This is a genomic window from Rhizobium sp. USDA 4016 (genome assembly GCF_056279705.1).
The window spans coordinates 4,118,702-4,142,566 of record NZ_JBWCCY010000004.1 but is presented as its reverse complement, the minus strand read 5'-3'; the positions used below and the strand labels follow the sequence as shown (position 1 = coordinate 4,142,566).

21 protein-coding genes, 2 tRNA genes and 2 pseudogenes are annotated in these 23,865 nt (G+C 56.2%); 7 read left to right on the top strand and 18 right to left on the bottom strand.

The features are described 5' to 3' along the window. The first annotated feature begins 67 nt into the window (after positions 1 to 67). On the top strand, positions 68 to 577 hold the full coding sequence (locus ACZ9DP_RS36265) for a DUF1993 domain-containing protein (RefSeq protein ID WP_476205263.1): 510 nt from the start codon (positions 68 to 70) through the stop codon (positions 575 to 577). 4 nt (positions 578 to 581) lie between these two features. Here ACZ9DP_RS36265 and ACZ9DP_RS36260 read toward each other — a convergent pair whose 3' ends face one another. From ACZ9DP_RS36260 to ACZ9DP_RS36250, 3 genes are all read right to left on the bottom strand, one after another. Beyond that, positions 582 to 2,099, bottom strand: a complete 1,518-nt coding sequence (locus ACZ9DP_RS36260) for an alkaline phosphatase family protein (RefSeq protein WP_476205262.1) — start codon at positions 2,097 to 2,099, stop codon at positions 582 to 584. Positions 2,100 to 2,109: 10 nt separating this feature from the next. Further along, positions 2,110 to 3,090 (bottom strand): UDP-glucose 4-epimerase GalE, encoded by a 981-nt coding sequence (gene galE / locus ACZ9DP_RS36255; RefSeq protein WP_074070042.1) that lies wholly within the window; start codon positions 3,088 to 3,090, stop codon positions 2,110 to 2,112. Positions 3,091 to 3,338: 248 nt separating this feature from the next. Then, positions 3,339 to 4,259, bottom strand: coding sequence for a nucleotidyltransferase and HEPN domain-containing protein (locus tag ACZ9DP_RS36250; protein ID WP_476205260.1), 921 nt, complete (start codon positions 4,257 to 4,259; stop codon positions 3,339 to 3,341). A 144-nt stretch (positions 4,260 to 4,403) separates the two neighbouring features. Between ACZ9DP_RS36250 and ACZ9DP_RS36245 the strand changes: the two genes are divergently transcribed. Next, the gene (locus ACZ9DP_RS36245; protein WP_476205259.1) at positions 4,404 to 5,228 is read left to right on the top strand and encodes an alpha/beta hydrolase; all 825 of its coding nucleotides are present in this window, start codon (positions 4,404 to 4,406) and stop codon (positions 5,226 to 5,228) included. A gap of 49 nt (positions 5,229 to 5,277) precedes the next feature. Here ACZ9DP_RS36245 and ACZ9DP_RS36240 read toward each other — a convergent pair. The 5 genes and pseudogenes from ACZ9DP_RS36240 to ACZ9DP_RS36220 all read right to left on the bottom strand — a co-directional run. Further along, positions 5,278 to 5,653, bottom strand: a pseudogene (locus tag ACZ9DP_RS36240) (NAD(P)-dependent oxidoreductase); the annotation flags it as partial. 89 nt (positions 5,654 to 5,742) lie between these two features. Beyond that, positions 5,743 to 6,687: a complex I NDUFA9 subunit family protein gene (locus tag ACZ9DP_RS36235; protein ID WP_476205258.1), complete on the bottom strand. Its 945-nt coding sequence runs from the start codon at positions 6,685 to 6,687 to the stop codon at positions 5,743 to 5,745. A 419-nt stretch (positions 6,688 to 7,106) separates the two neighbouring features. Next, positions 7,107 to 7,365: pseudogene (locus ACZ9DP_RS36230) on the bottom strand (dihydrofolate reductase family protein); the annotation flags it as partial. 240 nt (positions 7,366 to 7,605) lie between these two features. Beyond that, positions 7,606 to 8,886 carry a GGDEF domain-containing protein gene (locus ACZ9DP_RS36225; protein WP_476205257.1) on the bottom strand — a complete coding sequence of 427 codons (1,281 nt, stop codon included), beginning with the start codon at positions 8,884 to 8,886 and terminating at the stop codon, positions 7,606 to 7,608. A gap of 30 nt (positions 8,887 to 8,916) precedes the next feature. After that, positions 8,917 to 9,195 (bottom strand): hypothetical protein, encoded by a 279-nt coding sequence (locus ACZ9DP_RS36220; RefSeq protein ID WP_074070046.1) that lies wholly within the window; start codon positions 9,193 to 9,195, stop codon positions 8,917 to 8,919. Positions 9,196 to 9,212: 17 nt separating this feature from the next. Between ACZ9DP_RS36220 and ACZ9DP_RS36215 the strand changes: the two genes are divergently transcribed. Next, complete coding sequence (locus ACZ9DP_RS36215) at positions 9,213 to 10,238, top strand: DUF6880 family protein (RefSeq protein WP_476205256.1); 1,026 nt, start codon at positions 9,213 to 9,215, stop codon at positions 10,236 to 10,238. Between the two features lie 241 nt (positions 10,239 to 10,479). Here ACZ9DP_RS36215 and ACZ9DP_RS36210 read toward each other — a convergent pair whose 3' ends face one another. After that, positions 10,480 to 11,406, bottom strand: coding sequence for an HD-GYP domain-containing protein (locus tag ACZ9DP_RS36210; protein ID WP_476205255.1), 927 nt, complete (start codon positions 11,404 to 11,406; stop codon positions 10,480 to 10,482). Positions 11,407 to 12,010: 604 nt separating this feature from the next. On the opposite strand from ACZ9DP_RS36210, the gene ACZ9DP_RS36205 reads away from it, so the two are divergent. Next, entirely contained in the window at positions 12,011 to 12,322 is a 312-nt protein-coding gene (locus ACZ9DP_RS36205) for a hypothetical protein (RefSeq protein WP_022717525.1), read from the top strand. A 146-nt stretch (positions 12,323 to 12,468) separates the two neighbouring features. Here ACZ9DP_RS36205 and ACZ9DP_RS36200 read toward each other — a convergent pair. The 7 genes from ACZ9DP_RS36200 to ACZ9DP_RS36170 all read right to left on the bottom strand — a co-directional run bounded on the left by ACZ9DP_RS36200 (position 12,469) and on the right by ACZ9DP_RS36170 (position 19,928). After that, a tRNA-Ser gene (locus tag ACZ9DP_RS36200) sits at positions 12,469 to 12,558 on the bottom strand. Positions 12,559 to 12,650: 92 nt separating this feature from the next. Then, positions 12,651 to 13,592, bottom strand: coding sequence for a DUF4357 domain-containing protein (locus tag ACZ9DP_RS36195; RefSeq protein WP_476205254.1), 942 nt, complete (start codon positions 13,590 to 13,592; stop codon positions 12,651 to 12,653). A 47-nt stretch (positions 13,593 to 13,639) separates the two neighbouring features. Then, complete coding sequence (locus ACZ9DP_RS36190) at positions 13,640 to 14,437, bottom strand: hypothetical protein (RefSeq protein ID WP_476205253.1); 798 nt, start codon at positions 14,435 to 14,437, stop codon at positions 13,640 to 13,642. A gap of 988 nt (positions 14,438 to 15,425) precedes the next feature. Further along, complete coding sequence (locus tag ACZ9DP_RS36185) at positions 15,426 to 16,025, bottom strand: recombinase family protein (protein ID WP_476205252.1); 600 nt, start codon at positions 16,023 to 16,025, stop codon at positions 15,426 to 15,428. A gap of 448 nt (positions 16,026 to 16,473) precedes the next feature. Further along, complete coding sequence (locus ACZ9DP_RS36180; RefSeq protein WP_476205251.1) at positions 16,474 to 16,821, bottom strand: hypothetical protein; 348 nt, start codon at positions 16,819 to 16,821, stop codon at positions 16,474 to 16,476. Positions 16,822 to 16,994: 173 nt separating this feature from the next. After that, the gene (locus ACZ9DP_RS36175) at positions 16,995 to 17,999 is read right to left on the bottom strand and encodes a hypothetical protein (protein ID WP_476205250.1); all 1,005 of its coding nucleotides are present in this window, start codon (positions 17,997 to 17,999) and stop codon (positions 16,995 to 16,997) included. 936 nt (positions 18,000 to 18,935) lie between these two features. Then, on the bottom strand, positions 18,936 to 19,928 hold the full coding sequence (locus ACZ9DP_RS36170; RefSeq protein ID WP_476205248.1) for a site-specific integrase: 993 nt from the start codon (positions 19,926 to 19,928) through the stop codon (positions 18,936 to 18,938). A 240-nt stretch (positions 19,929 to 20,168) separates the two neighbouring features. Between ACZ9DP_RS36170 and ACZ9DP_RS36165 the strand changes: the two genes are divergently transcribed. Then, positions 20,169 to 21,080: a helix-turn-helix domain-containing protein gene (locus ACZ9DP_RS36165; protein WP_476205247.1), complete on the top strand. Its 912-nt coding sequence runs from the start codon at positions 20,169 to 20,171 to the stop codon at positions 21,078 to 21,080. 1,012 nt (positions 21,081 to 22,092) lie between these two features. On the opposite strand, the gene ACZ9DP_RS36160 is transcribed toward ACZ9DP_RS36165, so the two are convergent. Both ACZ9DP_RS36160 and ACZ9DP_RS36155 read right to left on the bottom strand, forming a co-directional pair. After that, positions 22,093 to 22,566 (bottom strand): hypothetical protein, encoded by a 474-nt coding sequence (locus tag ACZ9DP_RS36160; protein ID WP_476205246.1) that lies wholly within the window; start codon positions 22,564 to 22,566, stop codon positions 22,093 to 22,095. Positions 22,567 to 22,821: 255 nt separating this feature from the next. Continuing rightward, positions 22,822 to 22,911: transfer RNA gene (locus ACZ9DP_RS36155), tRNA-Ser, on the bottom strand. A 303-nt stretch (positions 22,912 to 23,214) separates the two neighbouring features. Here ACZ9DP_RS36155 and rplU point away from each other — a divergent pair. Further along, positions 23,215 to 23,532, top strand: coding sequence for a 50S ribosomal protein L21 (gene rplU, locus ACZ9DP_RS36150; RefSeq protein ID WP_039846498.1), 318 nt, complete (start codon positions 23,215 to 23,217; stop codon positions 23,530 to 23,532). A 34-nt stretch (positions 23,533 to 23,566) separates the two neighbouring features. After that, on the top strand, positions 23,567 to 23,836 hold the full coding sequence (rpmA, locus tag ACZ9DP_RS36145) for a 50S ribosomal protein L27 (RefSeq protein WP_022717527.1): 270 nt from the start codon (positions 23,567 to 23,569) through the stop codon (positions 23,834 to 23,836). Positions 23,837 to 23,865 lie beyond the last annotated feature (29 nt).

Genomic DNA, 23,865 nt, shown 5'->3' with positions numbered 1-23,865 from the left:
CGCGCCTAAATGTGCGGACGTAACGATCAAAACCGCTGCGCCCACGAAAAATCCCCAAGGAGAAGCCATGTCCATTTCCATGTACCGCCTGACCGTTCCGATGTTTCAGCGCGGACTTACGACGCTAAAAAACTACCTCGAAAAGGCCGAGGCTTACGCAAAGGAGAAGGGGATCGATCCGGATGAACTGGTTGCTGCCAGGCTTGCGCCCGATATGCTGCCGTTATCGGGCCAATATCAACGTGCGAGCGACAGCGCCAAGCTGGCAGTCGCCCGCCTGACCTCCACCGAAGCACCGAAATTCGAGGACAGCGAAACGACGATCGCCGAGCTCCGCGAGCGCATCGCCAAGACCGAAGCCTATCTCGCGACGATTGCGCCGGAAGTGCTCGAAGGCACAGAAACGAATGAAGTGACGATCGCGCCCGGCGGCAACAAGATGACCTTCCGCGGCGACGAATATGTCGCGACCTTCGCGCTGCCGAACTTCTATTTTCACGTCGCCACGGCACACGCGATCCTGCGCAATCAGGGCGTGCCGGTCGGCAAGATTGATTATCTTGGCCGCTTCTCGTGAGTAATCAGGGCCGGCGCGTGACCGGCCCTTCTTTCGTCAGCTCCGTATAGGCAAGCGTCTGATCGAGATGCCGCGCCCGGTGCGATAACAGCCTCTCGGCGAACTCCAGGCGCGTCGCCGCGTAGGCTGGATCGGGAGCGAGATTGTTGAGCTCCATCGGATCGGCTCTGAGATCGAAGAGCAGCGGCGGCAGGGCGGCAAAATGCACATATTTGAATCGTTCATCCCGGATTACTGCGAGATTGCACTGGTTCGATTTCAGGCCGAAGTGGCGCTCCGCTTCGCCATTGGCGATGTCGCGGAAATCAAATTCAAAGAATGCCGCCTCCCGCCAGTCGATCGCATCTCCATGATCGATGAACGAGCGCAATGAGCGGCCGTCGACATGGTTGGCTGTCTCGACGCCCAGGCTGTCGCAGAGCGTTGGAAAGATATCCGCCGCACTCGTGAAGCGCTCGACCACGTGACCTCTCACCGCCGCTTTTGGGTCGCGTATGACCAGGGGAATGTGATAGCTGCCATCAAAAAAACCGCCTTTGCCAAGCGTCCAGTGATCACCCATCATTTCGGCATGGTCGGAGGTAAAGAGGATGATCGTGTCGTCCCACACGCCGGCATCCTTCAGCGCCTGCCAGATCCGGCCAAGCTGCGCATCCACCTCGGCAATCATCCCGTAATAGATCGCCCGGATCGCCGCGAAATCCTGGGCTCCCCAGTCGCTGACCGGACCCACGGCGCCATATATGAAGCTGCCCTTGTCGTTCTTCGGCATCGAATAGCTAAGATAAGGATGCACCGCCTCTTCGATCTCACGGCTTTTCGCCCGTGAAAATTCCGGTCCGTCGTCCGGTTTGAACATCCTGCCAAAGGGCTCAGGCACCGAAAATGGCGGATGCGGCCGCAGGAAGGAAACGTGGGCAAACCACGGCGCATCCTGTTCGCCGAGCCAGCGAATGAATTCGCCGGCAAGAAACGCAGTCTGCGTTTCTTGCCTGGAGTAAGCGGTCGGTTCCGCCGAAATTTCGCCGCGGGCGGCACCAGGCGGAACATGGATGTCCCGGCTGACTGCATCGCGGTGCCCGCGTGAACGCAACCACGAAAGCCACTGCTTCTCGTGCTCGGGCAGGAGCTGGCGCGCGGTAAACCCTGGCAGCAGACCTTCGTAGGTCTCAAGGTGCGGGTCGTTCCTATCAAGTTCGCGCGGGTCAGGCGCGGTATCCGTATAGCCGAACAACGTTGGGTCATAGCCGGCGCGCCTTGCCGCCAGCGCCAGGTTGTCGAAGCGGCGGTCGAGCGGCGAGCCGTTCCGGCAAACCCGGTGGTTCATCTGGTAAAGGCCGGTATAAAGCGTCGCCCGCGCCGGCGAACAGGGTGCCGCACCGGCGAAGTGATTGCGAAAAAGAACGCCCTCCCTTGCCGGCGCATCGACATTCGGCGTCCTGACACAGGCGTGGCCGGTGGCCGAAAGGCAATCACCGCGCCATTGATCCGCGGTGATGAGAAGGACGTTCGGCCGCTTCATGAAAGCCGCCTCAGTGATTGGATCTGGAATGCCAGTTCCACGCCGACTGGATGATCTGCGAAAGATCATATTGCGGTGCCCAGCCAAGCACATCGCGGGCCTTGTCGTTATTGGCAACCAGCGTGTGCGAATCGCCTTCCCGGCGCCCGATATATTCGACCGGGAACGGCCGCTTCGACACGTCTTCGATCGCCCCGAGCAACTCCTTGACCGTCGTGCCCGTCCCCGTCCCGAGGTTTAGCGCAACGGAATCGCCGCCCCTCAACAGATATTCGACAGCGCGCACATGCGCATCCGCCAGATCGAGCACGTGGATATAGTCGCGCACGCAGGTGCCATCGCGTGTCTCGTAGTCGCTACCGAAGACCTTGAAACCCTGCCGGCGCCCGAGTGCCGCATCGATTGCAAGCGGAATGGCATGGGTTTCCGGCTGATGCCACTCGCCGATCCGTCCTTCGAAATCCGCGCCCGCCGCATTGAAATACCGCAGGATCACGGATCGGAGAGCCTTGTACTGGTCGTAATCGGCGAGTGCCTGCTCGACGATGTACTTCGTGCGCCCATAGGGATTGATCGGAACCTGCCGGTGCGCCTCGTCAAGCGGCACGCTCTGCGGCAGCCCGTATGTCGCGCAGGTGGAAGAGAAGACGAAAGCCTTGATGCCTGCGGCTTGCGCGGCCGAAAGCAGGGTCAGCGTCCCAATAACATTGTTCTCGTAGAAGGAAACAGGATCCTTCACCGATTCGCCGACTTCGATCAGCGCTGCAAAATGCAAGATCGCCGAAGGCTTGTGCTTGGCCAGCACCTCCTCGAGCCGGGCGCGATCGCGAATATCGCCCTCCTCGGCGGGCCCCCACCTGACGAATTCGCGATGACCATTCGAGAAATTGTCGAAGACGACGGGTTTGTAACCCTTGTTCGCCAGATCAAGGCACGTATGAGAGCCGATATAGCCGGCTCCGCCGACCACGAGAACAGTTTCACCTGCCATATATATCACCTTTGTTGCCACATCGGATATGAGAGACTTAGAGGAGATCGACGGCAAGAAAAAGAAGGAATCCGCAAAACGTGCTGCAGTGCACCATGCCGATGGCCGTAGAACCTTTGCGATACCTGCTAAACAGCGCCAAAAAATTTTTTGAATGGAAGCTTGGGCCAAGCGCAATTGAGCTCGCGTCCAATGCGTGGCATCCCATTCCTCGGGTCGTTGCTTGGCGCAACCCAGCACCAGAATATCTACGGCTCGTTAGCGACCCCGTTTGGCCCCTCCAGTTCCGCCAGGCGCTCCTTGCAGATGGCTGCGACGAGGCGGTGAAGGTGCTCCGTCCGTTCAAGCAGCCAACCGAGGGCTTCTTCGGTGATCTCGAAGTGCTTTGAATAACGCGCCTTCACATACGCTTCGTTGAGGATGTTGTACCAGGCGATATAGCGGTGCTGGTCGCGGGGCCAGGCGTCGATAAGCCGGCGGTCTTGGTCTTCAGCCAGACCTCGCAGGAATTTCAGATTGTGCGAGGGAGGGCTGTAATTAGTCAGCGTCAGAAGCAAACAGGAATAGGCGGTTTCAACAGCTTGGTGGAGCTCAAATACGGCGCGACGATAATTTCCTTTCGCGAGATAGAACCGGGACCCGTCAATCAAATCGCCGATTTCCGGGAGATGCAGGGTAATATGCTCCTTCGCCACCCTATACGCATCGACGGCGGAGAGCTTTCTCGGTTCAGCGAGCGGCCGGTCGTCGAGCTCGTAGAGCACGATGCCCTCGCGCAGGATGTCGACGAAGAAATACTGGCCGTCGGCCAGGAAGTTGTTCACCTCCCTGGCGCCATGGACGATGAGCCCGACCGGCGTCTTCACATCCTTGTCCCACATCAGCCGGTCGGTCGTTTTGTCCCAGTATTGCGGTTCTGCCAGTGCCTTGGAATTGACCAGCACCAGGATGTCGTAGTCGGAGCGGTAGCCCTTCATTGTGTGCGGCTCGTCGACCCAGCTGCCGCGGGCATAGGAGCCGAACATGATGATCTTTAAGATCCGGCCGCGCTTCTTGAAGGCGGCCGACGTGCCTGACAGTGCATCGGCGAACTCCTCATGGATGATCGCAACGACGCGGGCAAGCTCGCGCTGCTTTTCTTCCGGCAGATGTTCCAAGGACGATCGCATGGGTCCATCGATAGGCCAAAGACGATTCGCCGTCTACTACTGGAAGCGATAGGATTCGCGCGGTTCCGCTTCATTCGGGAACGGAATGGCTTCGCCGGAAGAGGTTCTGGACATTCGACGGACCTAACGTTTGGACATGTTGTCGTGAGCGTCACCAAACTCGTGCTGATCTTGCCGCTGATGGCGGCCTTCGCCTATGTGTCGCTTGTCGGCCTGATGTATCTTTCACAGCGCGCCCTCCTCTATCCGGGCGCCAGCCCTACACTTGCTCCAGAGCACGCGCGCTGGGGCGAGAGCATCTTTATCAGGACGCCCGACGGAGAGACGCTTCATGGACTCTACCGCCGGGGCGAGTCCGGCAAGCCGTCTGTGCTCTTCTTTCTCGGAAATGCTGATCGGGCCAGCAACTACGGCTTCCTCGCGGAGGCGTTGGCGGCGCGGGGCATTGGCCTGCTGGCGATTTCCTATCGCGGCTATCCGGGATCGACCGGCTCGCCGAGCGAGGACGGGCTTCTGACCGACGGCATCGCCGCGTTCGATTGGCTTTTTATACGCACTGAAGGCAAGATCGTTGTGCTGGGCCAGTCTCTGGGCAGCGGCGTCGCCGTCAACACGGCGGCACAAAGGCCGGCTGCGGCCGTCATCCTGGTGTCCGCCTACCTGTCGGTCCTGTCGCTCGCACAGACGTACTACCCGTTCGTTCCGGTTGCGCTTCTTGTCAAGGATCCCTTCCGCTCGGACCTCAGAATAGCGAAGCTGAGGCAACCGAAGCTGTTCATCCACGGCCGGCGTGACGACATCATCCCGCTGTCTTCGGGCGAAGCGCTATATCGCATCGCTCCCGAGCCAAAGCAGATGCGGATATATGACGGTTCTGGTCACAATGATATTTGGTACGACGACACGATTGGCGAGGTCATCCGCTTCGTGGAGGCGCTGAAAAGAGACATCACCAGGGCCGCCCCATGACGGCTTTAGCTGCCATTTCGCCGTTGTGTCTAGGTCAGCCCCGCCGAGATCATTTGTTCTTGAAGCGGGCCGCTTCTTCGGACCCGCCCGTCACATCACCGGCACTATAGGAATGTGCGCCGGCGCCGGCGAGCCGTCCTCGTCGACGATCAGGTATTCCTCGAGAATGGGCCGTCCTTCGAACCAGCATTCGAGAATCTCCCGCGTTCCGGCCGCACCGCGCCTGCGCGGACAACGAGGTTCCGGAAATGTGCGGCGTCATACCGTGATGGGGCATGGTCCGGCACGGATGTTCTTGCGGCGACGGTTGCGGAAACCAGACATCCCCCGCATAGCCGGCCAGCTGACCGCTTTCCAATGCTCTGGCAACAGCGTTGCGATCGCAGATCTTGCCGCGCGGTGTTCACCAGATAGGCGCCGCGTTTTCACTGGTCGCATCTGGCCATTGCTGTAATCCTCCTGTTGAGTCATGCCAACCTCGCGAGCAGCAACAGGTTGCTCGCGAGGTTCCGGCTCAAGCCTCGTGCTCAATCATATGGACGAGTTCCTCGATGCCGCGGGATTGGATGCCCAGTTCTTCCAGGCCCGGAAGATCGTTTGCCGCGACATTGTCACGCCGCATGAGATCGACTTGGTTGCGCGTTAGGGACACGGCGGGAAGAAACTCCGCAGCAGTCGCCACTATGCTCCATACCGCGAATGGCACGGGCACAAGCCTGCTTCGCGCGTTGAGTTGAGTGGCGATTTCCTGAACGAGTTCCCGATACGAATAAATGCGCGGACCGGCGCACTCGAAGATCGAAGCATCCGTGTAATACTGTCCTGAGGCCAAGCGGCTCACGGCTTCCGCCACGTCCTCGACATAAACCGGCTGCAACCGAGTGCCGCCTTCTCCAAACAGCGGATAGATCGGGAGGATACGCACCAGCCTCGCGATCGTTGTGATGAACGTGTCGTCGGGTCCCGCCATTACAGAGGGACGGACGATCACCGCGCCTGGAAACGCCGCCTTCACCGCCTCCTCGCCGCGGCCCCGGGCCCGGATGTAATTCGAACGGGATTTCGGATCCGATCCAATGCCCGAAATCTGGACGAACATCTCGACACCCGCATCCCGCGAAGCGGTCGCCAGATCGGCCGCGGCTTCTACATGGACACGCTCGAAGGTCTGCTCACCGCGCTCGACATAAAGGCTGACCGCATTCACAACCGCGCGAGATCCAGCCACGGCAGCGGCGATCGAGGATGAATCGAGTATGTCCGCCTCGATCTCCTGAGATGGCCTCTTACCGAACACGTTGTCCAACTTATATTTGTGCGGATGGCGCGAGATGGCACGTACATCAACAGCCTTGTCCAGAAGCCTGGTTACGACCCGCCGCCCGAGGAAGCCCGTTCCGCCGAACACTGTCACAATGTTTTCGCCGGCTAGATCATTTCGACCAGGTTGGTTAGTCATCTTGCTCCCTAAGACCATCACCTAGCAACGCATCGTCGCGTTCTCCGCGTTTACCAGAATACACCTCAGCTCTTGATCCCGCTCGGCGGGATGAGAGTCTCTGGTTCCGCGAGTCCTCGCTGGCTGCCGAACCATACGGTAGCATCCCATTCTACGGCCGATCGCAGGCAGGAATTCGAGGTAGAGGCGAGGAAACGTTCCCAATTGGCATCCGTTCCGCAAACGTCCCCAATCGCAATTAAAGGGATCGATGGAGGTCGGCTCAGGGTCATGGCGTCACGTGGATGACCGTGCGACAAACGGACCCTTCGGGTCGAGAGGTGACCTTCGCGGCATCCCCAGCAAGGTCCGGATGTGGGCGCGAAGCTGCCGCTCCGCTTCGAACCTGAAAGCTCCGGAACAGGTAGTTTTCTGACGGATTTCTCGGCCTTCAGCTCACGGATCGCGCCCTCGAGATCATCCTCAACAAGCGTGGCGTTGGGGCCGACCGATTTCAACGAGCGCGAGAACGACCCATTTCGGCTGGCTCCGCCACGCCGCCGCGAAGGCGTGTTGCTCTGCATCCCACTCAGGATGATCGTCGTCCCAATAATGCATGACCCCATACATTTGGCGACCGTACACACTGCCTGCCTGCCCCTGGGCAAAGGCATGGTGAGCGGCGTCAAGAAGCTCCAGAGTTTTTCGCCGGCGAAGATCATCAGCTTAAATTGACATTTGGAGCAAGTTACAAGCCCAAGCACCGTGCACTTGCCACCGCCTCTTAGCTTACCGATGGTCGCCATGTGATCTCCAACGGGTTGTTGGGATTGCGCAGGACGCCCTAGGAAGTAGCTGTGGGCTATATCGACCACTGTGGGCCACGCTACATCCGTCGCGCTGCCAATCGAAGACGTGGAGATTTCGATCTTTTGTGCGTTAGACGCTCGCGGCTGTGGGTCTGCTAGACGGCCGCGCGGTCTTGCTTTTCATCGCACCGGCTGATCCCAAGTGTTTTTCCTGAATAGACGATGCCAAGGCCACCTGGTTGCGCCCGGCAAGTTTCGCGAGATAGAGGGCTCGATCAGCTCGATCGATTGCGGCATCCACTGAGAAGTCGGAAAGATCCAACTCTGCGACACCAAAGCTTGCTGTGACTTTGCGATCGAAACCTAAGTCGACCCAGCGTCGGGTCGCAATCTTTTCTCTCAACGTCTCTGCAATCTGAGCAACTTCTATTTCGGATGCGTCCAAAACAAAAAGTACGAACTCTTCTCCGCCAAAGCGCGCGATATGCGTCTTTTGATTTTGGATTTTTAACAGCTCTTTCGAAACTTCAACAATGACGTGATCGCCGGTTGCATGGCCGAAGCTATCGTTGATTTTCTTGAAATGATCGATGTCGCAAACAATGATCGCGCCGGTGAGCAGCGTTCCCCCGCTCGATCTTTGAGTGGCCTGCTCAAAACCTCGACGGTTCAAGAGACTGGTCAGCGGATCCTGCTCCGCGGCATTACGGTGTCTGTTGACGGCAGCAGCGGTCATTGCTGCGATTGCCGAGAACGGAAAGAGCATGCAGACGGTTATCGTCGAAACGTGGACGGAAAGATTGTAGGCAGAGTGCAGGAAGTCAGCCATCTCGTCGCTGGTCTGGATGAGAAAGGTGAAAACCACGCCTCTCACGAGACAATCGATCACCACAAGTGAGCTCGCGATAATGAACGCAACGTCTGCTGCGAACTTTGCCCTACTTGCGGCAAGCCAGATGGTCGATCCGAGTAGGCAGGCAAACACGATCTCAATCAGGAACAGATCCCAGCGCAGACTAGGGATGATCAAGACGAGATAGGTATGCGGTGCCAAAAAGCCTATTGCCAGTGCGCGCCGCGTCCATTGCCACAAAGGTTGTTCAAAATGAATAAGGATCGCGCTGCCATAAGAGTAAGCCGCGCCAATGTATAAAATGCCTGAGGTAAATTGGTCGAATGTCGGTTCAATCGGAAACGACGAGAGAGCAAAGCCGCTCGCGGTCTGCGCGAAGCCCGCTCCCCACTGCCATGACGAAGAAAGTCCAATACGCCATAGAAGAAGAAAGACGAAAGCCATGATAAGGAAAAGGCTCGACGGGAGGTAAAAGATAATGTTTTGCATTTCCATGGCGTATAATGTTCGGTCCGGCACACCTGCAACGCGGCCAGGAGCGCTCAAAATCAAAGACAAGGCGGATCATCCACTAGAAAGGCGGTGATATTAATCTGAACGCAACTCGTTAACAGAGGGTTGTTCGTTTTGGGCAAGGCACTTACCCGACATATTACCCAACCGCCGGAGACCTAGTTGCGAGTCCGCGAGATCAACCTCGTTTACGAGGACTATCGGTTTGCGACGTTTGGGTTCAGAACGGCTCGCCAGCGATTGCGACCTGGAAACGGCAAAAAAGGCCAGCGCAATGGCTAAGCGCGTCGAGTGCTTCAATTCATCATTATGCCTGAGCTTGCCAGCGTCCTCTGAACTTTCGATCGTCTTCATGCGATCTCCAATGAATATTGAAGGATCAAGCGTGTGTCCTTGGAGGTGAACCAAGGATTACCGGCACCCATCGATCTCAACCAAGGGAGAGGCGCCGTCGAGATGATCGCCTGATCGAGAATCTGTCGCCGGCGCTGGGTGCGGAAGGCCTCGACCGGCTGAAGTCGTTGTTCGACGATTGGGCAAAAGCGCCGGTCGATACGCCGACTGAGGCAGGCCTTGTCGTGATCGGTTGGCCAAGCAGTGGCCCGGTTTACGAAGACGAATTCAATCTCCGCCATCGCGACAGAACGATCAGGTCAGCATTGGAGCAGATCGCCGATGCCCAGGGCGACGTTGATGCCTTCATCGCGCAGCAGAGCGAGCAGGCGAGATCCGTGCCGATGATTGCGGCAGAAATCGCCCAGCGACTGCTGAAGGCGGGCCGGGCCGGAGAGGCATGGGATGCCATAAATCGCATTGAGATGAAGGGCCGACAATCCCCGTTCGAGTGGGAAAAGGCCCGCGTCGATGCGCTTGAAGCTCTGGGGCGGAGGGACGAAGCGCAGGCCTTTCGCTGGCAGTGCTTCGAACAATCGCTGAACGAGCGGCACCTGCGAGCTTTTCTGAAGCGCCTACCGGATTTCGATGATCTCGAAGCAGAGGAAAACGCCTTCGATTGTGTGAGCCACTTCTCGGATGTCCACCAGGCGCTCGCCTTCCTGCTGTCATGGCCGGCGCTCGACAGGGCTGCGACGCTCATTCGCGCGCGTGCAGCCGAACTTGATGGCGATCACTATGAACTTTTGACACCGGCGTCCGAGCATCTGCAGGAGAAGTATCCGTTGGCAGCGACCATCGTCCTGCGGGCTATGATTGACTTTACGCTCGATCGAGCGAAATCCAGTCGCTATCGCTTTGCCGCGCGACATCTCGTTGAATGTGAGCGACTGTCGACGAAGATTTGCGACTTCGACACTTTTGCCTCACATCCCGGCTATGTTGCAGATCTGAGGGGCAAGCACGCGAAGAAGGCCGGATTCTGGGCGGCCGCAGGACAGTGACGAAGGATCATCTGCAACGGCACCAGCCAGACGCCCTCTTAGTTTTCTGATTGTCGCCATGTGGTCTCCAGCGGATCTTGAAGATCGCGCCTAGGGCGCCCCGGGAGGTGAGCCAAGGATTATCCCGGCATCCTCACCTATTAAATCTCGCATGCCTTTATTCACTGCTCGGCGAGCCGGATCGACTTTTGAACTCCTGGAACGGGTTTTCTCCTCGGCAAACCATCAGACCAAACTGTACTTAGTTAATCAGGCTTCCGAGCCGCAGGACCAGTCTCCTGTCGAAGAGATGTCCCCTATCGAACATCCACTTCAGCGCTTCTGTGCTGGTCCATGCGCGCTTGTAGGGGCGGACGCTCGTAAGGGCGTCAAACACGTCGCACACGGTGCATATGCGAACAGGTAAACTCAGTCGATCAGCTCGAAGGCCAAGCGGGTAGCCGCTTCCGTCAAGGGCTTCGTGGTGAAATCGGCAGATTTCGAGAATCAGGTCAGATACCTCCGGATGCTGCTTAAGGCGGAGGTAGCCACGCTCAGGATGGGTGCGCATTACATGCCGCTCGGCGTCTGTCAGCTGTCCGCTCTTGTTGAGGATAGCGTTGGGTATTAGCAACTTGCCAAGATCATGCAACAGCCCGGCTATGGTTAATTCCCTTGTCGTTTCCTCTCCCAGGTCCGACAGGTGGCCGAGCCCCGTCATGAGCCCGCTGACCGCGAGCGAGTGAATATACGTTCCCTCATCCTTGGTCTTTAGCCGCGTGACCTCGACCAAGACATGGGGCGAGGCGATTAAGGAAGCGGTGATGTTCATGGCGGCGGGGGCGAATCGATCGATATCGAACTTGCCTGATTTGATCTCGTCAAAACCGTCCCGCAAAGTCGCGGTTACTTGAGATACCGCATGCTGGATCCGTGTGCGCTGGTCTGATTCACGCAGAGACTTGGGCTGGACGTGTTCGTCCGGCTGGCGGGAAACAGGCAAGCCGCAATCGACATTGCTTTTTGCACGGTTGATCAGAACGTATTCCGCCGAAGAGGCGAGTATGGAATGCAGGGCGGAATCCGTTTCAAGCAGGAAGCGTCGTCCGGAGAACTCCAAGTCAGCGCATTCTACCGCTTCAATATACATTCCTTTTCGAAGCAAGGATTTTCGAATACGCAGAACCACGATTAGCGACTCCTCACGTCTGCTAATACTTCTCCTTGCAAGCGTATATCTAATATCTAATAAAAGCGTTACGTGCTTCGAACTGCTACTGTGTTCTTGGATGACAAGTGCCTCCCGCTGTGTCCCAGATCAGCGCCCGAGGCAAATCGCGGTTGATTGAGAACGGGAGGATTTCTGGTTCAACGTAGCCTACAGCGAGGCTTCATACTGCGCCTGCGCACTTGTGCTTGCCATCGGCCTCTGAGCTATGGAGGCGGCAGAAATCCCGAACGCAAGTTAGAAAATCCAAATCTCCGAGATTCCAATGCGTATGGAATAAGGAAGCGTGCGCTACTTATTATCGAGGCGCTAGCCTTTGTAGAATTCGAGATGGCTGCTTCGCATAATGAGTGATGGTATCCAGAGCCGCCAAAGAGAAGGATCCCTTTTTCTCGGCAAAATCCCAGGTAACGAAACACGCTAAAATAAAAGCAGCGATGACGTATCTCATCGTATTCTTATATACGGAGATGCTTAAAGCAGCGTAAAGCACGGCCTCCTCGACCCGCTCGTCGGACATGAGGCGTCGCTGAACGCCACATATGCAGGAAAAAGGAGAATAGAAATGCGAATGATGCTCAAAGTTTCGCTTCCCGTTGACAAGGGAAACGCAGCAATCAAAGACGGCAGCCTCGTCACCAAGATTCAATCCATCCTTGCTGATCTCAAACCCGAAGCGGCCTACTTCACTGAATTCGACGGGAAAAGAACGGGCCTGATTTTCTTCGACATGACGGATACCTCGGAGATGCCGGCCGTTGCTGAGCCATGGTTCCTTGCGTTTGATGCCAGCGTTGAGATCAAGGCGGTCATGAACCGCGATGACCTGGCGAAGGCCCGGCCCGGGATTGAGAGGGCAGTCGAGAGCTTCGGCTGAATCACATCGCAACGGCTTGAATAGTGCCCAACTACAACGGACGCGCCGTCAGCGTGGCCCGCGATGATTTGTGATCGAAGCCACTCAACGGCAAAGGCTCTCGGCAGATGCCGAGGCTTCCCAACCATTTGATTTCAAATAAAATCTGGCGGAGAGGGGGGGATTCGAACCCCCGATGCCCTTGCAGGCATGCCGCATTTCGAGTGCGGTGCATTCAACCACTCTGCCACCTCTCCGCGGTGCTGGTCGGCGCTTGTTTCGCGCGGGCTGTCTCATAGCGATCAAAAGGCAGGCTGGCAACCAATGACCGATTGCGCCACGTGTGGCCTTACTGCGCCGCTTCAACCATGTCCCCTGCTGCAGCGATACCAAGCACGGCACCAAGCGGCACTCCATCTGCGGTTCTCAGCCAATCCTGATACCCGGTCGAGCTTCGCCCCTTGACGAGAGCGGAGGCGGGCGAGGGCTTGGAAAATGGGATGTCTCGGGTGAGTTCCAGGTGGTCGCCACGGTCAAGAAGCCCGCCGTCCTGGAGTAGCTGCTCACGTAGCTTTCGCACGTTAGACGGCAGACTCTCCGTGGTCTTGGCGTTAACCTTCGAACCGGACGTCAGCACATACGCTCCGTCCTCATAGCGCAGGAACGCGCGGTCATTGAGCCGCTTTGGCAGCGTGGCATAGAGATCGATGATCAGGTTCTGGACCTCAGTGCGGCGCTGCTCCACCTGCCCCGCTGGTGACGCGGAGGTTCTTTCATTTACCGAAAACAGATCGTAGCCCAGTGCTTCCAATACATAGATCATATTCCCTAGATAGGTTTGCATAGTCGCGATGTCGGCGCGAGGTAAATTCGAGCTTGTTGGCTTGTTCGCGTTGGCGACAACTACCTTGCCGCTGTTGCCCCGAAGAATGGACCACAGTTTCTCCTCCAACCACTTCACATGCGCACGCGTTAAATTGTCGTCCTTGCTGGTGAAAATCAGGAAAGTGTCAAACTCGATTGGAAATTTGCCACTCGTGTAGCGCTGGGAGAAGTCATCGCTCTCTCCGACATAGATCTCCGGTAGATCGTCGTCAGCGCCGCTCTTGATCAGCAGATACACACACGAGCGCGCCAGCACTTCCGCTTCCAGCGCCTTCTTGAAGAATTCAGGTTGCCCGGTAATCGCGACACCTGTCCAGTTATCAAGCTCGACAGTTCGGAGACTGCGGGGATCTTTTCCGGTGATGAAGATTTTCACGACCCGGCCTACCTGCTCATCGTAGTTCATAGCTCAGGACCTCCCATAGTCTTCGTCTGCAGCCGGAGGACGGTTTCTCATGCGTCTGCGTCCCAGCGCAACTCTAGCCGTCCGTTCTGAGCTCTTACGTCCAGTATCTGTTCAAGATTGGGGTAATTCTCTAAGATGATGCCGGCGGTGAAAAATGCTCGTCGGACATCCGCGGCACTGATGGCTAGGGGGATCGAGTGCGCTGTTCCGCGCGCAAAGCTAAAAGCGCTCTCGGCCATGGCATGCACCGCAGCCCACCCGAGTGCTTCCGAAATCGCATTGTGGATCGGTAGTTGCTGTTCGGTTGCATGAGGCTGCAACACTGCAATTTCTGCTCCAGATCGCCTGGTTTCAAACACTTGGAAGTGCCGTAAAATATTGCTCAAGCGGTCTTGCGTAGATGGGTCTGCATTCTGAATAACTTCCTTGAGCACAGGAATGGCGCCCTCGGGTAGAGTCTGGAAAACAGTCGCAGGCGGTAGCTCGAAACCGATTGGTTCGTTCCCACTAGCGAATCGCAACCGGAGATTATTCTGAGCGACTTTGCAGATTTCCGACAGCACTGCGGGCAGCATAGATCTGGCAGCCGCTAGAGAACGAAGCCTGCGCTCCTCCTCCAAATCGACTGCTTGCTGTAGTTGCGCCTTGTTACCTTGCAAGGCGAACAACGCAGCGCCGATGGAGAACAGCGCCACTACCATGTTTCCGAAGAAGCTCACCCAATCATCGTTTTCCATATGAAAATCGATGAACATAAATGCGATCAGAAACACCAATGTCGCGAGGAACGCGCCAAGAGCGACGCCTTCAAGATAGCTAACCTGTTTTTGACGCGTGCGCCTCATGACTTATCCAATCGCCATGTTGCAATGGCAATCTGTGCGTGATCTTGTCGGTCTACCGGTTTGCCCCAAACCCCATGTCTCGCCACTGCCAAAGTGAAACAGTTTGATATCGCTCAAGATTCACCTCGGATGTGTCCACAGATTGTGTCCCAAATTTCTATTCGCTTTGTTGCGCTTGTCCAGATAATTTGCCGGCGCGCAGCGATTTGTTAGGATCGGGTTGCGGCTGATGTGAGGGATGAGCATATGGCACGCAGCATTTCGAAAAGCGCCAGGCCTTCGATCAGATGAACTACAGCGAGAAGAAAGCTCACTGGCTGGCTCGGCGGTCCTGAACGTCGCTTCGCAGCGCTCGCCTTGCCAAACGCGTCATCGAGTCTCCCTGTCGATATGACTGAAACGGCGGTTACACGCCTTCATTTGTGGTCGAGCTCGACGACCTATCAGAGGCCAAGCGGGGATGGCGAGATTTAATCTTAGCCGGCGAAAACAGCGTATCTTTCCTGACACTTTTAGCGGCAAAAAAGTGACCAGCAGCCCCGACACCCAGAAAGAGTATTGTCGTTATGTCAGTGCTGATAGCAGAATTTGTGAACGCAGCAGCATAGAGAGCGGCCAGGGTCTTATGAGTTCGGATGCCGGCGTGGGCAAGCCGTCGCCTGCTCTCAAGGCCTCGAACCGATAGTCCCCATACTACGCCTACCATCAGCGCAATACCTGAGATCGATAGTAAAATTGCGGTGACACAAACCATCAGAGGAAATGGCAGGTTTATCGTGGGAGTGATTGGAAGCAGGATAATGGGGTTCATTTATACACACTCAGATATCGATACCTCCTCCCCGCTAGCCTAAAACCCTTTATATCTTGTTGATACTTGGTGTAGCCGCAGTCGTTAGTGGTTCTTGGTAGTTAGCCGGCCTCTGTATCGGCGGATACCTCGGTGGGCATGTCGTCAGCTTGACGCTGTAGCGCAAGCTTGGCGTAATCAAATCGTCGGAGCACTGGCTGATAGAGAGATTGTCGGTCCGATCGAATTTCGAAGCACTCTAGCCAATGTCTTCGGATGAACACCATATTCTGCGGCAACGTCGGAGAGCTCCTTAAACTCTATGTCGACTGCATGTCGTGCCGCCTCAGCCTGCTCCGCTGTCATTGATGGGCGGCGACCTATTCGAGCGCCACGAGCCCTTGCAGCATCCATGCCCGCCTTCGTTCGCTCGCTTATTATGGACCGTTCGAACTCGGCCATGGCACCCATCACATGGAAGAGTAGCCGACCACCTGATGACGATGTATCAATGCATTCGTTCAGCGATCGGAAGTCACATCCACGCCTCGAGAGGTTGTTCACGGTCTGGATGAGATCGATGAGTGAGCGACCTAGGCGATCAAGCCGCCATACGACCAGCATATCTCCGGCACTCATGTGCCTAAGCGCCTTTAGCAAGCCTGGCCGACGAAAATCAGCACCGGATATGCCGTGATCGGTAAACAGCTCGCAGCACCCTGCAGCTCGGAGTGCTGAGATCTGTAGGTCCAAGCTCTGCTCTAAAGTGGAAACCCGCGCATACCCGATCATTTTCATGGCTTACCTCATTCATCCTAAGCCATTGACTTAAAGGAACCTTTTCGCTCTGTCGGGTTTAAAATGAAGCTGACACGGAAGTCCTTGAAACTACAGGGTGCGACCAGATCAACGATTATAGCTACCGTGTATCGGACAAAGGTTCCCTTTCGCTCTCGGTCGCTCTTGACGGACCTGAAAACCATGGACCTTACGTTGATCATCTTTGCGACGGGACTCATCTTTGGTGGCGCGTGTGCGATCTTAGCTGCCAACAAGAACCGCGATCCTCTCGGCTGGTTCGCCCTCGGATTTTTCTTCAGCTTGGTATCTCTGATTGTCATTGCAGCGTTGTCGCCGGCAGAACAAGAGCGACGTCAAGGGTCACAAGGAGGGAAGGATTTCGCTGCCAACCCAAAGGATCCGGAGCGACCCTGGCTTGGTTAGGCCGCTCCAGCTTCTTTTACTCTCACGGAGCGGGCTTATCGCAAGACTCCCTCAGCAAGGCATGCACCCATCGCGCTCCTACAGGCGGCATGCGACCATCTTCTCCCGCCAACTTTCTATTCACCAAGCGGGCAACATCGCCGTAGTTACGCTCATGACGGAACCAAGTGAGATATTCATGGCCGCAGAGCTTCCGCATTTCAGCATCGTAACGGCACGGGAAGGGTTCCGGATCACATTCAAGAACTTCGCAGAGCCGCTGGAGTGAGATTTCGGCTTCATCGCGCACGCCGGCGCCAGAGCCGTCCTTCGTGGCTACATAGTATTCGAAGCGGTTGCGGAAGAACCGGCGCGTATCAATAATTTCCATTTCAGTTCTCTTGGCTGTGTATGATTAGAAACGAGGAACCGGAACAAATCCAGTTCTGTAATATGTCCTCCAGAGAATCTCTGATCTGGAAGAGTTCCTTCGTAATCGCTCTCTATGTTAATTTTATTCTCTAAAGAGAAGCTCACATAGAGAGCGGTTACACTTCCGGTTATTCAGTCACTTTCAGAGTCTGATGACCCGGCCGGGAGAGGCTTCGTCTTACTGCGGCACTTCTGAGTGTTTAACCGCTTGCGCGCGCGGTCAGCACTCAATACGGGTGAGCCCGACCCGGTCGTGCGAATAGTAATCTCGATCGCTTCGGCAGCCGCCGTCTTGCAATGATCTACCAGTGCGCAGGTGTCGCAGGGAGCGCGGGTTTCATTGATGGTTTCAGCAACAGCAAAGCAGCTGGGGAGCAAATCCGCCTTGTCGAGCTTGATGACCGGCCGAACTTCCCAAGCACGGTCTTCTGCTTCAGCCCTCGCCCGACGCTCAATTTCAGAGCGGTCTGCGTCCACCGGCGCCAAAGAAAGCACCTGCTCCAACGTGAGATGGCGCTTGACGAAAACCCAATCTGCAATCTGCTCATTCAGCATACGATATTGATGCCGCATCTCCGACAAGATCAGATCACGGAACTGCCTCTGAGCCGGGAGACCGAGATCATTTTCAATCCGGTAATGCGGCATGTCGGCCACAGTGCGCATGCGACGCGGAAGCAGATCCTCGACGGCTTCATCAAAGACCGCCCACCATGCTTCGCCATTCTTAGGCGACGCATGTAACTGATGCGGAAGCATCGTCCAGTAGCGCTTCCGACGAGAAGAAAAATCAAAGCTGAAGTCGATCACCAGATCGTAAGGAACGAAAATTGCATCGGTGCGCGCCCGCGCCCGCCACAAGGCGGTGAACCAGGCAACGCGCGCAGTGGGCACGCCGCTCCTGATGCCGGACACCGTTTCAGAAAGCTCCCGGTCGACATGCCTCCGCACGTAGTCACGAAGTCCTGCAATATAATAGCGGGCGAAGGCCACAGTTGCCTCGATAGGCGACATGAAGCGGTAGTCGAACCACCGCGTCATCATAAGCTGGCTCTCGTCCTGCCAGTCCTTGGGATGCAGGATCGTCCTCATCCGCACGACATCTTCAATGCGCTTAGCAAGCTTTGCCTGGTCCATAAGCATAGGTTCTCCTTCGGGCGACGGTTGTCGTCCGGCAATTGGTTGTTGGATGTTGGCGAGCGCTTGCCTATTTCCGGTTATAGCGAGATCGGCATCGGGCCGCACAAATCGCAGAAGAAATTTCTCAAGCCATATCCCATGCGTTGACTCGAGGATTCGCCATGGCGCAATCCGTCGCTCGAAACGACGGATTACGAGGCATTGTCTTCGGCGCTTGCCAACGAGCTCCTATGTCGATTTTGGCTGAGGAGGATAGGTCGGTCGGTTCGTCGCCACCACGGAAAGCATCCCCATCGAGCAGCTTGCTTATTTCTAGGACTTCGATGTGCGGCTGCATGCGGGAGTAGCCCGCAACAGCCACCACTTCGTCTAGGCACGGGAGGCTAGTCGGCACCGAATTGATGTGGAGAGAGAGACAGCGCGCTTCCGCTCACCGTCCGTTTGTTGCACGGGCGAGGGAGATCTGAATACAGTGAGGTCAAGCAGAGCTAAGATCGTTGGCGCAAACGGACCAGGGCTGTGCCATCGATCAATCTACCAGCACGAGGCCCAGGCATGCGCCGGAAATGTTTTCGGCGCTGGCAATCAAGGTGTTTCGGTAAGTGCCGAAGCGAACCTTGGAGGTATGGAAAACCTATCATTTAACCTATCGGCTGAAATGATTCTCAGTGCACCAAGAAATAAGCTCGACACAACCGAGGCGAGTTAGAGGACCTTTACATCGCGGACAAAAACGCCGATTTCGGTTGCTTTGTAAAGATTATGTAAACTTTCGGTAAAGGTCCGGGTCATTTCCGCAATGATTTCGGGATTTATGACAAGGTCGCCTTGCAACCAAGAATTGGTGTTATGTAAAGGTCTGCTGCTTCGACCTTTACATAACACGTCTTCAAGCTCGAAAATGTAAAGGTCGGGTGGCTAGCGATAGGCAAATTAGCCGAGGCGTGAGACTAGGTCGTCAGCGCTCAAATGCGTATAGCGCTTCAGCATCCGCAGCTCCTTGTGACCGGAGATGCTACTGACCTCGATCACGTTCAGCCCTCGCTCGAACAAGCGGCTCACGCCTTCGTGTCGCAGATCGTGGAAGCGCAGTCCCTTGATATCGACACGTATCAGAAGGCGGCGCCAGACTTGCTCGAGGGATCCTGCGTTCATCGGGAAAACGAGAAGCTGATCAACATCCGCTTGAGCCCGCCATTCTGTCAGCGCGTCAAATGCTCGTTGAGACATGGGCACATCACGGCTAGTGCCATTCTTAGTCTGCGAGAGCGAGATCACCCGGCGATTGTGCGAGATGTCACTCCAACGCAGCCCCAGGATTTCACCGCGACGCATCCCGGTCTCAATGGCGAGAATGATCAGTGTCTTGAAGAACGGAATCTTGCCGCCATCACAACCGTCGAGCAGACGCTGCTCCTCGTTCCCTTTCAGACGACGCTTACGTTCGTTCTTAATGACAGGACGGCGCACCAGCTTCACCACGTTGCGACTGAGCGGCAGCCCCCAATCGCGGATAGCGACTTCGATGACGTGACTGAGGATTGCGAGTTCCCGCACAGCGGTAGATGGAGCGACCGCTCGGAGCCGCTCGTCACGGAATGAGGCGATGTCCTGCTGTGACAGCCCGATCATCGTTCGGTAAGCGAGCTCGTGACGGCGTAGCACGTCGATCCGCTGGATCTCCTGAACTGAACCGCGTTTGGTCGGCGAGACCTCGCGCTGGTAGCGCTCCAGGAGTTCACCGAGCGTCGTGGTCTCTAGGATTTTGGTGTCCGGTGCGGCACCGAAGCGATCGACCTGAGCTTCGAGCTCGCGCGCCCACTTCTCGGCCTCCTGCTTCGTGTCGAATGATTTGCAGCGGGGCTTCATGCCGCGTCGACGCACCTGGGCTTGCCAGCGTCCTCTGAGCTTTCTGATCGTCGCCATCGTGATCTCCAACCTGTGTTGTCGATCACGCGTAGGATGCCCCTGGCGGGGAGCCAAGGGCTAAGCCAACAAACGACAATCCCGGAAGACGAAAGCTTTAACGCCTAAGCCCCGTAACGAACTGGTTGTAGGTCGCTTGAGGTGCCTCAACCGCATACAAATATTTTTCTTCCTTCTTGGTTGATTTTTCTTCGCGGATGGTTTCTTCTCTCCAAGAGAGCGATTGCAGGGAGATTCGCCATGGCAAAGCTTACACCATTCGGCGTCGAGCTTCGAAAGCTACGCCTTGACAGAGACATGCGCCTCTTGGACCTTGCTGTGAAGCTGGACCAGAGCACAGCATTCGTTTCCGCAATTGAGACCGGACGAAAACAAATCCCGGACGGCTACCTTCACAAAATCTCACAGGCGATGAATCTGTCGGCCGAGGAGATTCGCCGGTTGCGTGGGGCTGCTGAGAAGACCCGCAAAGAAGTCAGGGTCGACAATTTGCGCGGAGAGCAACGTGAGCTAGTCGCGGCATTTGCTCGCAAGCTTGACGACGTTCCCAACGATCTCATGGAGGCTTTGAAGAAAATCGTCTTGAAGTCGATCGGCGGGGAGGCACCGTTCTTTAGAAAACGTCGTGGGATTGTGGTGCCCCCGATGTCAACCGACAAGCTTCGCAGATTTGCGGAAAAGGTTCGGGAAGTTTTCGTCCCCAATGACCAAATCGAGTTTCCAATTATGGACGTCCTGGAGTTCAAGCTGAACAAGATAATCCCGGACTTCTTCATAGACGTCGAAACGGCGGCGGTGATGGGCGACGACGAGGGTCGGGTATTAGCCGGCTCAAATTCGATAATCTTTCGGGAAGATGTCTATGAAGGCGCATGTCGAGGAAACCGGCGCGATCGATTTACCGCGTGCCATGAGTTTGCACACTTCCTTATGCATCGGGATATCAAGTTTGCGAGATCGCGGGAGGATACGGACAAGATTTACACAGATAGCGAATGGCAAGCGGATGAGTTCGCTGGAACGTTGATGCTATCGTCGCGACACGCCCACCTGTTCGCTAATGCTGACGCTGCGGCTGAGGGCTGCAACATGAACCCTGCCGCCGCTCGCGTCATGTGGTCGAAATACGTGAAAGAGGGAAGAATCAAATGAAATGAATTCGGAGGACTGACAGCCGGTAGACCGGGCCCAACAGTCCTCCGAAAAAGCGTTAGTTCCCATGTGTAAACCGCTCCCTGATCTAACGGGGTCTAGCCACCCGGTTATTTCAGCAGTCGCCACAAGGGCGGCAGAGCCGCGGCGCGTGCGCCTCGGTTCAACACTGATCCGAAAATGGCTTCGGGTCAGAACAAATGACCGCGTAACGGACATCTTCACAATTCGACCATGATTCATTTCAGGAATCTCGTCAACCGTTATTCGGTCACAGCCTTTCTAGAAAGGAAAGGACATGCACGACCGTAGGGTGACTCCGGACATGGTTCCGGTCATCAAATTGGCCCGAATAAAGAAGATCCCATACTCTTGGATCTCGGGTTATTACGCAGGGCTGAACTTCGGCCGTATTGCAGATGTGATGAAGGGGCGGATGTTCCCTGAAATCCCGCCTGCAAAACAACTACCTCCGGACTTCCCGGCAACTTGACCGGAGAGGCGGCGATCGTTCCGTGTCTCCTAGGGAAGTAACCGATATTTACCGGAAGGAGGTGAATTTAGAATGGCTAAATCAACGAAAATCGGTTGCAGCGCGGTCACCGGTCGCTTTACCAAGGTCTCCACGGCCAAAGCAAAGCCCCGCACGCATACTGTCGAGACTGTGAAGAAGTAACGCTATGCCTCGGGTCGCTGTCCACCGTGCATCGGCTCGAGGTATTTGCTCTCGAAGCGCGCGCCCACTTCTCAGCCTTGAGTTTGGTGTCGACGGATTTGCAGCGGGGCTTCATACCGCGTCGGTGCATGTGAGCCTGCCACGCGAAAGATGTCCCTGGAAGAAGGCCAATGAATAATAGCCTGGCTGCGTCCTGCGCTTGTCATCTTGTTAGCTGCAATCTTTATCAGGCTTCCACCGGGGGATTGCGTTGCTAGTTAGGCGTCTTGAAATGCCTGTGCCCGATCCGCTTCGAACGTGTTCATCTTGCCAGATTGGACACCGGCCTTGCGGAGGTTAGAACTTACGTTCTACCGCTTCGATGACACTTTCGGAGTTGAGATTGACCAAGGGGTTCTTGCTGTCACCGAGAACGATGACGCGCCGGCGATCATGCTCTTGTGCCTCCAGACGGAGCCTGATCAGAACCTTGCCGTGATAGCTAATCTCGGCGGTGGCCCCGACGATCTCAATGGAACCCAAATCCTTGTTCGCATCATCAAGCAGTTGGGCGAGGTATTTCGTTTCCTCGGAGGAGCCGTCGGTTTCGTTTGCTAAGCGATCGGCAACGACCTCGCCAACCGAAATCATGTTCATGCCGGTAAGGAACGAACTCGCGATGAACGGCGCGTAGGTGCGCTCAGCGAATGCGGGAAGCTTACTCTCATCCTTATGACTAATCAAAACGACAGTGTCTTCGGCGATGGACCTGTGTCGATCACGAGTGCCGACTTTATTGGTCTTCGGAAGCTCTATGCGAATTGTTCTCATGGAATGGCTCTCCTTAAAGCTGGCGATCTTCTACCGGCACCTATGTTGGTTGTGGAGCATGCCTCTGCAATGGGCGCGCCTCGACCAGGACGCTATTGCTGTCGGCCCATTCACCGAGGAGTAGGAGGAGGAGGAGGAATAGAACAGGCGGTTAGGTCGTGCCTCGAGTGTGGCCCTCGCCAATTCCAACACAGCCACATAAGATTTATGAAAATCAGCAGATCGTGCGGAAGCCTTATGGCAAAGCGTTCCTAGTGGCGGAGAGGGGGGGATTCGAACCCCCGATGCCCTTGCAGGCATGCCGCATTTCGAGTGCGGTGCATTCAACCACTCTGCCACCTCTCCGCGGTGCTGGTCGGCGCTTGTTTCGCGCGGGCTGTCTCATAGCGATCAAAAGGCAGGCTGGCAAGACGAAATTGTAAAGCTTTTCATCCTTTTGCCTTGACAGCTTTTTGACACTCGCGTATCTCGCTCACGCAATAGGTATGGAGAAGTCCGTGCCTTGCCAGCCTCGCGCCCGCGCGGGGTTTCACCGGCAGACAGAGTTCCGGGCGAACGCCCTGAAATCCCTGCTTAACTTCGACTGATAAGAAGACAGCCACCTGCGGTTTGCGGGGAGAGCTGGATCGAACATGAAAGGATCAAAAAATGTTCGCAGTCATCAAGACCGGCGGTAAGCAGTACCGTGTGGCAGCCAACGACGTGCTGACCATCGAGAAGCTTGAAGCAACCGCTGGCGACTCCATCGAATTCACCGAAGTCCTCGTAATCGGCGAAGGCGCCGACGCTGCGATTGGTGCTCCCTTCGTCAAGGGCGCTTCCGTCAAGGCCGAAGTGGTCGAGCACAACCGCGGCAAGAAGGTCATCGCCTTCAAGAAGCGCCGCCGTCAGAACTCGAAGCGTTCGCGCGGCCATCGCCAGCATCATACGGTCGTCCGCATCACGGACATCGTGGCTGCCAAGTAAGATCACGGGACTAAAGGTTTAAAGGAGAACTCCAATGGCACACAAAAAAGCTGGCGGTTCGTCGCGTAACGGTCGTGATTCCGAATCCAAGCGCCTTGGCGTGAAGAAGTTCGGCGGCGAAGCCGTCATCGCAGGCAACATTATCGTGCGTCAGCGCGGTACGCAGTGGCATCCGGGCGCCAATGTCGGCCTCGGGAAGGACCACACCATTTTTGCGCTTACGGCAGGCAATGTGGACTACCGAACGAAGGCCAATGGTCGCGTGTACGTGTCTGTAATGCCGAAAGCGGAAGCAGCGGAATAAGCCGGTAGCGCTCAAAAACAGCCGGCGTC

What these genes read in the sequence shown, in the direction of transcription:
- ACZ9DP_RS36265 (WP_476205263.1), top strand. Translation starts at nt 68, where the DNA reads ATGTCCATTTCCATGTACCGCCTGACCGTTCCGATGTTTCAGCGCGGA.
- ACZ9DP_RS36260 (WP_476205262.1), bottom strand. Translation starts at nt 2,099, where the DNA reads ATGAAGCGGCCGAACGTCCTTCTCATCACCGCGGATCAATGGCGCGGT.
- galE (WP_074070042.1), bottom strand. Translation starts at nt 3,090, where the DNA reads ATGGCAGGTGAAACTGTTCTCGTGGTCGGCGGAGCCGGCTATATCGGC.
- ACZ9DP_RS36250 (WP_476205260.1), bottom strand. Translation starts at nt 4,259, where the DNA reads ATGCGATCGTCCTTGGAACATCTGCCGGAAGAAAAGCAGCGCGAGCTT.
- ACZ9DP_RS36235 (WP_476205258.1), bottom strand. Translation starts at nt 6,687, where the DNA reads ATGACTAACCAACCTGGTCGAAATGATCTAGCCGGCGAAAACATTGTG.
- ACZ9DP_RS36220 (WP_074070046.1), bottom strand. Translation starts at nt 9,195, where the DNA reads ATGAAGACGATCGAAAGTTCAGAGGACGCTGGCAAGCTCAGGCATAAT.
- ACZ9DP_RS36205 (WP_022717525.1), top strand. Translation starts at nt 12,011, where the DNA reads ATGCGAATGATGCTCAAAGTTTCGCTTCCCGTTGACAAGGGAAACGCA.
- ACZ9DP_RS36195 (WP_476205254.1), bottom strand. Translation starts at nt 13,592, where the DNA reads ATGAACTACGATGAGCAGGTAGGCCGGGTCGTGAAAATCTTCATCACC.
- ACZ9DP_RS36190 (WP_476205253.1), bottom strand. Translation starts at nt 14,437, where the DNA reads ATGAGGCGCACGCGTCAAAAACAGGTTAGCTATCTTGAAGGCGTCGCT.
- ACZ9DP_RS36185 (WP_476205252.1), bottom strand. Translation starts at nt 16,025, where the DNA reads ATGAAAATGATCGGGTATGCGCGGGTTTCCACTTTAGAGCAGAGCTTG.
- ACZ9DP_RS36180 (WP_476205251.1), bottom strand. Translation starts at nt 16,821, where the DNA reads ATGGAAATTATTGATACGCGCCGGTTCTTCCGCAACCGCTTCGAATAC.
- ACZ9DP_RS36175 (WP_476205250.1), bottom strand. Translation starts at nt 17,999, where the DNA reads ATGGACCAGGCAAAGCTTGCTAAGCGCATTGAAGATGTCGTGCGGATG.
- ACZ9DP_RS36170 (WP_476205248.1), bottom strand. Translation starts at nt 19,928, where the DNA reads ATGGCGACGATCAGAAAGCTCAGAGGACGCTGGCAAGCCCAGGTGCGT.
- ACZ9DP_RS36165 (WP_476205247.1), top strand. Translation starts at nt 20,169, where the DNA reads ATGGCAAAGCTTACACCATTCGGCGTCGAGCTTCGAAAGCTACGCCTT.
- ACZ9DP_RS36160 (WP_476205246.1), bottom strand. Translation starts at nt 22,566, where the DNA reads ATGAGAACAATTCGCATAGAGCTTCCGAAGACCAATAAAGTCGGCACT.
- rplU (WP_039846498.1), top strand. Translation starts at nt 23,215, where the DNA reads ATGTTCGCAGTCATCAAGACCGGCGGTAAGCAGTACCGTGTGGCAGCC.
- rpmA (WP_022717527.1), top strand. Translation starts at nt 23,567, where the DNA reads ATGGCACACAAAAAAGCTGGCGGTTCGTCGCGTAACGGTCGTGATTCC.